Source organism: Thermogutta terrifontis (assembly GCF_002277955.1).
GTDB classification, from domain to species: domain Bacteria; phylum Planctomycetota; class Planctomycetia; order Pirellulales; family Thermoguttaceae; genus Thermogutta; species Thermogutta terrifontis.
Map to the genome: position 1 here is coordinate 1,543,054 of NZ_CP018477.1, position 13,325 is coordinate 1,556,378.

Below are 13,325 nucleotides of genomic sequence, written 5' to 3' on the forward strand. Positions count from 1 at the left end.
GCCTCCAGAGTACGCTGAAGTTCACCCAGAATGGCGGCAAATGATAGCGCGGGAAATCGCAAAAAGGCCAGTCCTCCGAGTAGGGACAGTTCATGAACTGCCCCTGCGAAATCCGATCCATTTGGCCATGATCGCCGTATAGTAGGGGCGATTCACCAATCGCCCGTACCAATGCTTATGACCCTCACATGTCTAAGTGTATTCGGACTCGGGTGGGACCTGCTTCGGAGGAACCTGCTTGTCAGGTCCGCATATTCGGAGGGACCCGCTCATCGGGTCCGCTCTCGCACGTTCGCTTATCGATCTCATCCCACCGGGCACGACAGGCGTGCCCCTCCGACTCGTTTTTTCGGAGGGACCCGCTTGTCGGGTCCGTTTATCAACGTTCGATCATGAATTCTGTTTCACCGGGGACTGAAGTCCCGCGCTATCCACGTGGAGGCGTTGCTGGCTTCACGGATCAGCGGCTTACCGATACAGCCAGGCACCGGCACTTGGCTGAATACCATCGGCGAGGCCCTCAAAGAGAAACTTGCCAAGGTGGGGCTGGAGTCCTGGCCCAGGTTGAGGCACAACCTGCGGGCAAGCTGCGAAAGCGACCTGGCCCAGGCCTTCCCGCTGGCCGTGGTTACCAACTGGTTGGAGAAGACTCCCTCCATCGCGCTACGGCATTATGTGGATCCCACAGATTTGGCATACAAGGTTGCCCTCCAGTGGATTCCCAAGGCCACACAAGACTCGAAAAGTGTGCATTCGAACACTGCTGGTGTTCAAACGTACAGTGTCACAGAACCCGGTGCACGGGTGGCACAAAATGCGGCAAAGAAGGTTCCCACACCAAGTGGCAAGCCAGACAAGTTTGAATCGCAAGGGGTATTCAATCACGCCGTTGTGCGGCGCGGCAGACGTCGTAACTTGCGTATAAAAAGTAATTTATTGGGCGATGGCCGACTCGAAGGTGGTTCTGTAACCTGTGATCAGGAAAGGAGTTGTGGCATGGCGCCATACTCTGGTGGCTCCGTATGCGGCGCTCCGGATTATTGCGTACTTGCACCCCGAGTTTCTCCATCGAACGCTCTAGATTGTGACCCTGGACCAAGTGGCGACCACGGGCGTGGTGCTTTGGATTGTCCCGACACTGTACTTGCTGACTCTGCGGGGAGTGGCCTGGATGATCCCGACACTGTAGTTGCTGACTCTGCCGGTAATGCTTTGGATTGTGGCGGGACTACGTCTAGGGGCTCTGGATGCCGTCCCTCGGATTGCGGTGAGGCTCTGCTGGACTGCTGTCCATGCGTCGGCTTGGGACGCAGCATTGCCATGCCCGAAGGGCTGCCGCCCGAGCTCGTCGCGATTTGGCAGACACTCACTGATGTACAACGCCAAGCCGTTTTGCGGGCCCTCGAAAGCTTGGGATGGCGGTCAGGGTGAAAGGCCTTCTGGGTTGTGGTGCAGCAGCCGCCTGCCAGGTCCTCGCAAAATGGCGGCCGGCGGGAAAACTATTTTCAAGCATAGACTGGAAACTGTTGTAGGACATCTTGCACGCCCCTGAAGACGGTTCCAATCATTTCTATGGACATAAATTGGCTGAATTTAAATATGGCTACTGGGTAAGAATCATTGCTGCGTAGAAAGTTTGACCCCGAGGACCTTCAGATATGGCATGCGATTAGAGGGAGCGGTGCTTGTCAGTTTTGCTTTTCCTGCGGTCGGTTTTGGCGAAAGTGGCGGGTTATGATAAGGAGAACGACTTTGAGCGGCGGACTGCGCGGGGGAAGTCCGCTCCGGGCGGCCGAGTTCGGCGTGTGGTGAATAGCGAAGGCCGACGGTTGAAGGATGGCCGAGATGATGGGCGGCTCAGAACCAAGGTGAACGCTATGCCAAAATCTGACAAAACCCGACAATTGCGAATTGCGCAGCGGAACGCCATTGAACTGCTGCTGGCCGGTAAGACAGACCAGGAGGTGGCAGAGGCGGTGGGCGTGAGTCGGCAAACCGTGACGGTGTGGCGGAACCGGGACGCCCTTTTTCAGACGGCGCTGGAAGTCCGGCGGAAGGAAATCTGGGGTGCCCATGTGGAGCGGCTGCGGCAGATTGCCGGTCGGGCAGTGGAGGTGCTGGAGGCTGATCTGCTGCAAGAGGAGGATCGCCGGTTGCGGCAGTCAGCGGCGGTCCACGTGCTGAAGTGTGTGGGGCTCTATGGGGCCAATTTGGATCCCAAGACAGAGACGCCTGGTTATCCGTTTTCACGGTGGTCGGACGAGCAGGTGGAAAAGGCTTTGCGGCGGTATTGGGGAGAGAGGGGGAATCAGCAGGCTGGGGGGTGAAGCGACGGAGGAGTTGCCCCAATCTGGCCGTTGGTCCTGGTTGAATGGGGATCCGTTGAGGACACGGTCAGGCGGCGGCGGGGAGGACTGCACGAGCGCCGGGGTGGGTGGCCGGCACTGGTACAATTCGGCTCGTAAAAGGGATGAGACCTCGATAGAGGTCAGTTGTCTTTTCCTGATGCTTTTCTGCTGCCCTGTGCGTAGCTTTGCGGCGAGAGGCGGGTTATAATTCGCCAGCGAAGCGCGTTGGCTTGTTCTTGTGGACGGCAAGAGCGGGTCGGCGGTCGGAGTTTTTCTCTTTGTGCTCATCCAGTGGCGTCGCGATGGTCCACGCCGAGAGGCGTAAGGGAGCAAGATTAAGGCGAGCGGCGAAAATGGTGAATCGCGAGGAAATCAGCAAGGGGCCAGAGGCTTTTCTGAGAGCTTTGGAACGTCTCCTGGAGCGGGGGCAGGGGGTCTCTGAGGCGTGGCGGGGCTTTTGGGAAATGGAGCTGCGGAGGCGGATATTGCCTGGAGGGTATTTGCTACCGCAATGGAAGCAGTATTATGAGGCGTTTGCGAAAGCCGTGGATGCTTTTTCTGAGACGCTTCTGGAAGTGGAGAAGGCCTGGCCTGAAGAAAGAGAGTTTCCGCCTTTTGCCCCTTGGGATCCCATGCTGCATCTTCCTAACGCGCTGCCTTATTTACGACGGCGGACGGCCGAGTTGCTGGGTATCTTGGGAACTGTTGATAGGAATGCGTGGTTTTTTGCGGATTTGGCGTGCGAGATGATCGGCCCGGATTGGGGAACCAGGGGTGAGGATCCGTCTCCCCGGCGCTGGGATGACGACATGGCGGTTCTGGCCTTTGGCTGGGAGAAATATCGGCAGTGGTGGGGGCAGGAAACTCGTAAGCGATTACGTGCGGCACTTTTGGGAAAAGCGGGCGGCGACAAGATCGAGTCCAACGCTTCCCATGATGGACGGCCCACGAAGCTTGCCAAAAGGCGTGGACGGCAAGCCTTGAGCGAGTCGCAGCAGGAGTTGTACCAGAAGATTTACGAGGCCTGGGAATATTATAGGCGGCACACCAACAACTCTCGCAAAGATTTTGTAGAGGAGACCAGAGGGCGGTTTGGCGAACTGTACGAAACACACTTTGCGCCGCGGAAGTGGAGTGCGCGAGCTGTGACACGGGCACTGAGTTGGATACGGCGTAGGAGGGCTTTGGAGGAGGGCCGCGAGAAGGATGCATGATCAATCAGCCGCTGGGGAGAAGATGACCGTGGGGCTCGGGGATTTCCACCTACTGGAATAGTTCCGGGTTAGATTGGGAAGCGGCCGGCTTGCCGCTGCAATCAGAACAATACTCGAGCGTCTGCGGCTGGAAGTGGTCGATTGCCTTCGGGGGAAACGGCGACCGCAGGTGCTGTCCGTGTCCCGCCTGTCTGTCCTTCTTCCGCTTCTTGTCGCCCTTGGGCAACGAGTTCTTGGGGGTGACGATGCCACTTGAGAGCGACCCCCAGGCCGGGGTGGCCTTGTGTATTGGAGCCAACTGTTGCTCGAAGTGTTCGTTTCGTTCGCACAGTTGCGGGTTTTCTTCGCGCGGGCGTGCTTTCTTGTCCTCCAACGTAGGGATGAGTTCTATCGCCGCGACCAAGTTTTCCACCAATGCGGCGACATACGTCCCAAACCCGCGGTTCGAAATCGCGGCTGGTTTCTCGCGCCTTCCCGTGGTCGGAAAATTGTGCATAACAAGCTTCTCAGACTAGATCAGCTAACCGGTCTTTGCTCGAGGACTCTGCAGAATTCTTGGGAGGGCTCTTGACAATTCAAGTCCCCGCTTTAATCTAACCACCGTCGGCCGGTTGCCTGGCTGTCGCGCTGGGTAAAATAGAAATGATGACGCCGTGAAAAATCACGAAGCTCTGACGCGTGACTTGTCCCCGGATTGCAATATCGGCTCGTAATCAAAGTCTTTAAGGAAGGATATCGGCCAGCATCTAAAAAAGATCGGAGGTGGGCGCAATGATCGCAAGAGTGCTTCCTGTACCGATCGTATTGGCAACACTGACGGCCCTGGCCCTGATCAGAAATTATGCATGGTGTGATGTAAAGGGAAATGAGAATGGTCCCTTGGATACTATTGGTTGAGATTCTCTGACCGGACTTTCCGAATCTGGACCGATCACCGAAACATCCGGCGTTAGAGACTTGGCCCAGGCCACGGATCATGTACACTCTCAGCCGCCGAAAAAGAACGCGGACTACTTGAGGCTGGTGAGCGACGGTTATCTCGACCAAATTAGTCCCTCCACGGTCGAAAAAGTGCGTGCGGCTTATCCCATTTTGTCCTCCGAGGCAGCTCGCTTTGAAATAGCACGAATGTGCATTCTTTTGAGGGCTGGAAATATCTATAGCAGTATCCTCCGAGATTGCTCACCGCCAGCAAAAGAGATCATCCTCAATTCGGGAACAACGCTCGAAGACCTTTCACAGAAGCATCTTCAGCTCTGTGCAAAGGTAGTCCGGTCTTATCTCGGATCATGTGGAGGATCCGTTATCAGGGCTGTCCATGAGCGCCTCGTCGGCCGTTATGTTGCTCTTAATGGCGCCACAGGCGTTGTTTCGCCGGCTTCTTTGGTTTACGATGACCTTATGAATGGGCGACCTTTGCGCATCGATTCCCCATCGCAACTCATCAACATCTTGTCCGGATCAGGACTCTCTAGCGATGTCGCAGCGATCCTGTGCACACAGCGGGAAACCAACGAGCGTTACCTGGTACCGTCCGCGATTATTTCCCTAAGGTGTACACAATACTTTGTGGACTGGGCACCGAGGACGGGTGCTATTTCGCGAGCCTGGGATCCTATCCTGAGGGAAGGGTTTATTGATAGCATGGCAGCTCAAGCGGGTTATAAAGATTCTCGGGAGCTAATGGCTCTTCATTCCCCTGCGGTTACTTCTGAGTTGGTCAGATTGTGGCAGCAGGCAGGAGCGCAAGTTCAAAATTCTAACGACTTGCAGAATATCTCTTGCGACCGGAATGTCCTTGCACTCGCAGTCTACTATCTGCTGGCTATGAAAGGTTTACGTTAATCTTTCAGGAGAATTTGTTTTTGTTTAGGATAAGGTCGACTAGCTCCGATGTGGCTCTCCATCTTCTGGAAGGCGAGGTGGGATGAGTTCGAATGGAGCCTTGAAGCAGCAACGCATGTTTGCACAGATCCTCGGCCCAAAACGCGACTGCTTACATGCCTTCCCTCCCAATGACTGGACAGCCAAGACACGAGTCTTGAAAGTGAACCCTGGGAATGGAGAAAAACCTCTGAAAGTGCCGCTCTGGTGCTGCGACAGCGCTGAGTAGTGCGCATCTACGCAAGCGAGGGCGAAGACACTCCGATCGACGGTGACACACGCGCTGCACTTCTAAGATCAAGTTTTATGAAATCTCCAAGAGGGATATCAGCATGAAAATGAAAACGACTGGCCCTCTTTCTTCCACAAGATCGTCGAAGACCGTGCCGACGCGCCTTCATGGGGCGCTTTAGACGACGATCAGCGTGCGGCGTGGTTAGCTCATCAACTCTTCCTTAAACTCCCCTCCCCGGGCCGGGTCTATCGCTTCTGGCGGGAGGCGGAGGAGTTCTTTCGGGATCTCCTGCGAGAGTTCCGCCAAATTGCCGCCCGCTACGACAATCCCTGGCGGGTGCGGCGGCGCGTGCTGGTGCCCAAGGACCATAACGGCTGGAAAGATATGGCCCTTTATGATGGCCGCTGGCACGGACGACAGATCAGCCTGGTCTATGTGCGCAGCCTGGGCGGCTTCGTAACCGCGTCTAATCTGGCGCGTTTGCTCAGACCGGAGGAATCACACGATGCTTTTAAGAATGAGCAGATTACGTTGGAAGAGGAAGACTCTTTTGGCCAGCAGGGGACCGTCACTGTAAACCAAGTTCGGGAATTGCAACAACCTTACGCGCATTTGGCCGTCTACCACCCGGTGATCCCAGTGGAAATCTCCCCCTTGCGCTTCCGGGTGTTGGCGCCACTGGAGGCGGCTTCCGAGTGCGTGGATCTCTCCGTGGCCTGGTGGCGGGATCACTTCGCCCGGCTCTGGGATCGCTTTCCCCTGCACGTGGGTGTAGTCTCCTTCCCGCGATTAGTCCCTTACCAGGCGGTCGTGGAAGCGGTCAGAAATGTGGAAGATGCCCTGATAGGTAAGGAAGAAACCTGGCAAGTGCAGGAAGTGGAACGGCGGGCGGGTGTAGTGGCCCTGCGCCTGCGTCGTCGCGATGGCCGCGAAACCATCCGGGTGGTGCCGCTCACCCTACCTGACGGCCGGGAGGATGTCTTCTACCCCTACGTGGCCGTGGAGGATCGGGAGGTGCGCTTCCCCCGCGACTTTCAGCATCCCCAAGGTCAGGTTTACCGCCATGTGGCGAACCTGCGCCCCGGCGATGGGATTAGAGTGTCTCCTGCTCGGGTGAAGACCCTTTTTTTGGACAGCACCGCGGCCCGCTTTGATGCAAAGCGTTCACGTTACCTCGAGGATTGGGCACAGATGCGTGAGGTCTGGAGGCTTCTGCAACGGGTGGCGCCGAGCCAGACTGCTCTTCGGCGTCTGCGCAGCGAGCTGGCGCGGTTAGAAATGGATTGGCAATCGCCGGCTGGAGGCCCGGCGGCTCCACCTGACCTCTGGCGGGACACCCTGTGCGGTGTCCTGGCGAATCATCTGGAAGTGCAACGTGTAGCGTTGGAGACGCTTACCGAGGCCGCCGTGCAAAGCACTCTCCAATGGGCGCTAGATTGGCACATGACTGCGTTGAAAGAAAGTGTGTAAAGGAGCCAAAGCCATGGCGAGTTATGAAAGGTTTGTCCAGATCGGCATTGCCCTGGACCCCATCCACGTGGGCACCGGGGTTGCTCGCATTGGTCGGGTGGACCTGCCCATCGTTCGCGACCCGGTCACCCAAGTGCCCAAAATTCCCGGTTCCAGCCTGGCTGGGGTATACCGCACTTATGTAGCGATGCACTGTGAAGAAGAGAGGCAGCGCAAGCAGGGAGCGTCTTCCTCCGGTCAACAATCTCAGGGGCGCCGGAAACCCTACTACCCTGACTGCGCCGGATTGGGGTTGGATAAGAACCGTGGCCACTGCCGTCAGCCCGATTGCCCCATCTGCACCGTCTTCGGCTTCGCCCGTGGGGCCGGCCAGGAGGGCGGTTTTGCCGGCTTGGCCGCCTTCACCGACGCCCACGTGCTCCTCTTCCCGGTGCCCACTCGCCAGGGACCGATGTGGGTGAGCTGTCCCATGGCGCTTGACATGATCGGTTTTCCGGTGAAGGGCGTATGCGACGACGCTGTCTATGTGGAAAATCCGGGAAATTGCCTCAACCTGGGCTGGCTCTTGCTGGAAACGCGAAGTTGCGCCCAGATGCACGATATCAAGACGACCTTCCAAAATCTCAAAATCCTCGACTTTATTCAGAACCGCCTGGCTCTCGTGCCCGACCGCCTTTTCGCCCACGTCGTCAACAGCAACCTGGAGGTGCGCACTTCGGTCTCTATCAATCCGGCTACCGGTGCGGCAGAAGAGCGGGCACTTTTCTCGTATGAGGCTTTACCGCGTGGCACCGTGCTGGTGTGGGAGATCATCGCCAAGAATCCAGCGCACTTCAGCATAAATGGACAATCCATTACAGCCGTGTCCAGGCTGAATGATGTATACCAGAAGGCGGCACAGGCCCACGATTATCTCAAGCACCTGGGCATTGGTGGTATGGGCTCACGAGGTATGGGGCGTGTAGATGTGGTGTATGAGAGTCAACCCGTATCGCCTCGGACTGCCAACTGCAATTCACCTGCGAACCAGGGAGGAGGCCAGCCATGAGTAGCACTCAGATGACGAACCTGGACATCCGATGCGCCGAACTGGGGCGTGAGTTGGCGAATATTCCCAACATGGAAGAGAAAATCCTCAATGCGGCGCTCACAGTCCTGGAAGGACAGGGGCCGTATGCCATGTTCCTCTACCTAAAGGCCAAGCACAGCGCAGTAGCGGACCCAATCAGCGGGAAATCGCTCTCTTTCCTGAAAGATGTTTTCCATAACCGGCTCGACGGTGCAAATGACATCCTAGACGCCATAAAACGTTTGGCGGAGAACTTGGCCGATCTGCTTTTTGCCCGAGACCTCCTGCGCATGGCCCTTTCCTACGCGCGGTATCACCTGAAAGCGAGGGGAGATGGCTCATCATGAGTTGGACGATGTATCGCTGGATTTGGCAATTGAGGTCGCCTCTGCACCTTGGATGGCTTCCGGCCGGCGTCCTCAACCGGACGCGACTGTATATCCCCGCCCGTGCTCTTTGGGGCGCCTTGACCGCGGAACTGGCACACAGGCAAACTTCTGACCCCCCGGATTACAAGACGGTTGGGGAAAAACTCCAGCAAGACGCCCGCTTCAGCTATCTGTTCCCCGCCGAGTTGGTGGACGGTGAATGGAAAGTGTGGCTTCCCCAATACCGGCAAGGGAAAGGGCTCGTGTGGCATCGGGAAGACGGAGAAGCTGAATTAGAAGATCGGCGCCTCCGGACGCTCCTTTTGAGCACTCGTCCGGGTACGGCCATTGCGCCCGAATCCGACACCGCGGAGGAAGGCACTTTGCGGGGATTTGAGCTGATCAGTCCTTACTGGCAGGATGGAGATGGACAGTTGAAACCGGTGGCCATGGTGGGCTACCTCTTTTGCAAGGACACACCTTTATTTGAGCAGGTCAAGGACATTGACGAAATCTTCGTCGGAGGGGATATCCGCTATGGCTTGGGCCACCTCCAGCGGGTATTCTGGGAGGAAGCAGTGGATCTTTTCGGCTCCACGGTGGATCTGAGCGACGATTCACCAAAAGTGCGCAGCACCAAGCGCGTACTGGCTCATACGTTACCCCGAAACGATTTAATACTGTTGGGAAGCATGGAATGCATCGCTGGCTGGGATACGGCGCAAGGTGGGCTCAAGAAGGGCGATTTGACCTGGGCGCCCGGGTCCTGCGCGGCCTGCTGCTCAAGAGAATACACCATCCGAAAGGATGGCTTATGGGAAGCCGAAAGAAGCCAATCCGCCGCCTCATCGAAACCGATGAGATGCCCGTCGGGGTAATTTCTCAGCACGCCCGCAAAGACGACAAGGTACGCAAGGGCCACCTGCATACCCTCCACGTCTGGTTAGCCACGGGACCGCTGGCCACCTGGCGAGGCGCCCTGCGACTGCCCCAGCCGGCATAATTCCCCTACGGCCTTCCGCCAGCAGACGGGCGAAGTCCCGGATGCCTTAACTGCTTTCTTTATAAAGTGGGCAAGAAATCATGAAAAAAGAGGTAAGTCCCGCTCAAAAACCGGAGCAGCACCTCCCTCTCTGGCTGCAGCACATCATTCACCACCTCGCGCACAGTGGCGCCGCTCGTTCAAGACCACATGTTCCTTCGCACGATTTCGCCCTCGTACTTGTATAACGGCATGTCTACAAGAAGAATATTGACTTAATGGAACACACGAGATTTTTCCCTACAGCCCCACAAAGTGAGGTGGTAGGTTAGATCATGCCCCAGATCTTCGACAACATCGAGAAGGATCTCCTTTCTGCTCTCACCCAGGCGATGGGCCTTTCGGAACGCGCGGACTTCTGCGTCGGATACTTCAACCTTCGCGGGTGGAAACAGGTGTCGTCCCTGGTTGACAGATGGCCGGGCGGCGACGGTCACTGCTGTCGGATCCTGGTGGGGATGCAGCAGATGCCGCACGATCAGCTCAAGCAGGCATTGAATCCCGTCAGGGGCGAGCAGGAAACCGATCAGGCCACCGCCAATATGATGAAGCGCAAGCTAGCCCAGGAATTCCGCGACCAGTTAACTTTGGGCATTCCGACCAACGAGGACGAAGCGGCACTTCGCCATCTGGCGTCTCAGATCGAGGCCAAGAAGGTGGTGGTCAAGGTGTTCCTCCGCCACCCGCTCCACGCCAAACTCTACCTCCTCTTTCGGCAAGACCCGCTCAACCCCAAGATCGGCTACCTCGGCAGCAGCAACCTGACCCTGGCGGGGCTTTCCAAGCAGGGAGAGCTCAACGTGGACATCCTTGACCACGATGCCTGCGATAAGCTCGCCAAGTGGTTCGAGGATCGTTGGAATGACCGGTTTTGCTGGGACATTTCCGAGGAACTCGTGAAGATCATCAACGAGAGTTGGGCACGGCCGGCGCCGATCCCTCCTTACCACATTTATCTCAAGATTGCCTACCATCTTTCCCAGGAGGCCAGGGCGGGGCTGAGCGAGTTCCGGATCCCGGCCGATTTTGGCAACAAGCTCCTCGAGTTCCAGAAGGCGGCCGTGAAGATCGCTGCACATCATCTCAATAAGCGCGGTGGCGTGATCCTCGGCGACGTCGTAGGGTTGGGCAAGACCCTCATGGCCACGGCATTGGCGCGTATCTTCGAGGACGACTACGGGCTGGAGACACTCATCATCTGCCCCAAGAACCTGGTGTCAATGTGGGAGGATTACCGGCAGCGGTATCGACTCCGGGCCAAGGTGCTGTCGATCACGCGGGTTCTCCAGGAACTTCCCAACCTGCGTCGTTTCCGCCTGGTCATTATCGACGAAAGTCATAACCTGCGCAATCGCGAGGGCAAGCGCTATCGTGCCATCGCGGAGTACATCGCTTCGAACGATAGCCGTGTCATCCTTTTGTCAGCCACGCCCTACAACAAGACCTATCTCGACCTTTCGAACCAGCTCCGGCTCTTCGTTGACGAGAATGAGGACATCGGCATCCGACCGGAAAGACTTCTCCGGGAACTAGGGGAGACTGAATTCATCCGCCGACACCAATGCCCTGTCCGCTCGCTAGCAGCATTCGAGAAGAGCGAGTACGCCGACGACTGGCGTGAACTCATGCGCCTGTACCTGGTCCGCCGTACCCGGAGTTTCATCCAAGAGAACTATGCCAAGTACGATCCTGTTAACAACTCCAAATACCTCGAGTTTGAGGATGGCCAGCGAGTGTACTTCCCTGTGCGCGTGCCGAAGACGATTAAGTTCAAGATCAATCAGGGGGACCCCAAAGACCAGTACGCGCGGCTCTTCGCCGATGACGTTGTACAGACGGTGAACGACCTTAAGCTACCCCGCTACGCCCTGGGCAACTACCTGAAGCCGTCGCCCCGTAAGCCGCCCACGCCCGAAGAAGCAAAGGTTCTGGCCGACCTCTCACGCGCCGGAACACGTCTCAAGGGCTTTTGCCGGACGAACCTCTTCAAGCGTCTTGAAAGCAGTGGGCACTCGTTCATCCTATCGATCCAGCGTCACATCCTCCGCAATTACATTTATCTTTACGCCATTGAAAATGGGCTGCCGCTCCCCATCGGGACGCAGGATGTGGGACTACTCGATACGTGGGCGAACGATCAGGACAACGACCTTTGGGAGGCGACGGCCGGGGACGATAATGAGGACGCGCCCGAGGACTTGGACAAGCCGACTTACGGCCCTCTTACTGAGGCTGAGGCCCGCAGCCGAGCGGCCGCTGTGTATGAAAGCTATGCTTCCCGATTCCGAGGCCGCTTCAAGTGGCTGAGGCCGGACCTTTTCGATCAGGCACTGGCCGAGGACCTGCGCAGGGACGCCAAGGCATTGATGGAGGTTCTGGATCGTGCCGGGACATGGGATCCCCAGCGGGATGCCAAATTGGACGCACTCGTAACCCTTCTCACGAAGGAGCATCCGAAGGACAAGGTCCTTGTCTTCTCCCAGTTCGCCGATACGGTCGAGTACCTCCAACAACAGCTGAAGGCACGGGGTCTGGCAGCCGTCGCAGCGGTCACAGGGGCAACCGATGATCCGACATCTATCGCCTACCGTTTCAGCCCCGTGAGCAATGAACGGCGCGACTGTATCGCGCCAGAGGACGAACTGCGGGTTCTGCTGACCACGGACGTTCTGAGCGAAGGGCAGAACCTCCAGGATTGCAGCATCATCGTGAATTATGACCTGCCCTGGGCCATCATCCGGCTCATCCAACGCGCTGGCCGCGTGGACCGCATTGGCCAGAAGTCGGACAAGATTGTCTGCTACTCGTTCCTTCCTGCGGACGGCGTGGAGCGAATCATCCGCCTCCGCGAGCGCGTGAGGGCGCGGCTGCGTGAGAACGCGGAGGTCGTGGGGGCGGACGAAGCGTTTTTTGAAGGCGAGAAGGACGACTTGCCACTCATTAACCTGTACAACGAGAAAGCGGGCATCCTTGACGAGGAGGAAGACACGGAAGTTGACCTGGCGTCCTACGCTTATCAGATTTGGAAGAATGCCGTGGACCGGGACCCTTCCCTTGAAAAAATCATTTCCGCTATGCCCAATGTGGTGTACTCAACAAAGCCCCATCAACCGACAGCCGACAGGCCGGAAGGCGTGTTGGTCTACCTTCGGACGGCCGATGGGAACGACGCGCTGGCTTGGATCGACAGGCAAGGGAACAGTGTCACCGAGTCGCAATTTGCCATTCTCAAGGCGGCCGAGTGCGATCCCGACACACCCGCCTTGCCGCGTGCCGGGGATCATCACGAGCTGGTCGCCAAGGGGGTCAGGCTGATTGTGGAAACTGAGAAGTCGGTCGGCGGGCAATTAGGCCGCCCATCGGGCGCGCGGTTTCGCACGTATGAGCGGCTCAAGAGGTATGCAGAGCAGGTCAAAGGAACGCTCTTTGAATCTTCCGAACTGCTGAAGGCCATCGAAGACATCTACAAATACCCCCTGCTCCAATCCGCCACCGATACACTCAACCGCCAGCTCAAAAGCGGCATCTCGGACCAAGACCTGGCGGCCCTCGTCATCGGATTGCGGCAAGACGGCCGCCTGTGCCGCGTGGAAGAGAAGGGCGAGTCAGGCGAACCCCAGGTCATTTGCTCGCTCGGACTCCGCAGACCGGAAAGCGACGCCGGAAAACCAGGAAACAAAGGAGAAGTGTGAACA

9 protein-coding genes are annotated in these 13,325 nt (G+C 57.4%); 8 read left to right on the forward strand and 1 reads right to left on the reverse strand.

Annotated features, from left to right (window positions below; all coding sequences use genetic code 11):
• Positions 1 to 1,685: 1,685 nt before the first annotated feature.
• Positions 1,686 to 2,327 (forward strand): helix-turn-helix domain-containing protein, encoded by a 642-nt coding sequence (locus THTE_RS05790; protein WP_095414546.1) that lies wholly within the window; start codon positions 1,686 to 1,688, stop codon positions 2,325 to 2,327.
• 374 nt (positions 2,328 to 2,701) lie between these two features.
• Positions 2,702 to 3,562: a hypothetical protein gene (locus THTE_RS05795; protein WP_095414547.1), complete on the forward strand. Its 861-nt coding sequence runs from the start codon at positions 2,702 to 2,704 to the stop codon at positions 3,560 to 3,562.
• 49 nt (positions 3,563 to 3,611) lie between these two features.
• Here THTE_RS05795 and THTE_RS05800 read toward each other — a convergent pair whose 3' ends face one another.
• Complete coding sequence (locus tag THTE_RS05800) at positions 3,612 to 4,058, reverse strand: hypothetical protein (protein ID WP_095414548.1); 447 nt, start codon at positions 4,056 to 4,058, stop codon at positions 3,612 to 3,614.
• A gap of 1,959 nt (positions 4,059 to 6,017) precedes the next feature.
• Between THTE_RS05800 and THTE_RS05810 the strand changes: the two genes are divergently transcribed.
• The 6 genes from THTE_RS05810 to THTE_RS05830 all read left to right on the forward strand — a co-directional run bounded on the left by THTE_RS05810 (position 6,018) and on the right by THTE_RS05830 (position 13,322).
• Complete coding sequence (locus THTE_RS05810) at positions 6,018 to 7,151, forward strand: hypothetical protein (RefSeq protein WP_207651792.1); 1,134 nt, start codon at positions 6,018 to 6,020, stop codon at positions 7,149 to 7,151.
• Positions 7,152 to 7,164: 13 nt separating this feature from the next.
• Positions 7,165 to 8,199, forward strand: coding sequence for an RAMP superfamily CRISPR-associated protein (locus tag THTE_RS05815; protein ID WP_095414550.1), 1,035 nt, complete (start codon positions 7,165 to 7,167; stop codon positions 8,197 to 8,199).
• Positions 8,196 to 8,567: a hypothetical protein gene (locus THTE_RS05820; RefSeq protein WP_095414551.1), complete on the forward strand. Its 372-nt coding sequence runs from the start codon at positions 8,196 to 8,198 to the stop codon at positions 8,565 to 8,567. The genes THTE_RS05815 and THTE_RS05820 overlap by 4 nt, the downstream gene beginning before the upstream one ends.
• Positions 8,564 to 9,466: a hypothetical protein gene (locus tag THTE_RS17885; protein WP_157731809.1), complete on the forward strand. Its 903-nt coding sequence runs from the start codon at positions 8,564 to 8,566 to the stop codon at positions 9,464 to 9,466. Before THTE_RS05820 ends, THTE_RS17885 begins: the two co-directional genes overlap by 4 nt.
• Positions 9,451 to 9,591 (forward strand): DUF1156 domain-containing protein, encoded by a 141-nt coding sequence (locus THTE_RS18620; protein ID WP_157731811.1) that lies wholly within the window; start codon positions 9,451 to 9,453, stop codon positions 9,589 to 9,591. The genes THTE_RS17885 and THTE_RS18620 overlap by 16 nt, the downstream gene beginning before the upstream one ends.
• Positions 9,592 to 9,905: 314 nt before the next feature.
• On the forward strand, positions 9,906 to 13,322 hold the full coding sequence (locus tag THTE_RS05830) for a helicase-related protein (RefSeq protein ID WP_095414553.1): 3,417 nt from the start codon (positions 9,906 to 9,908) through the stop codon (positions 13,320 to 13,322).
• The last annotated feature ends 3 nt before the right edge of the window (positions 13,323 to 13,325 follow it).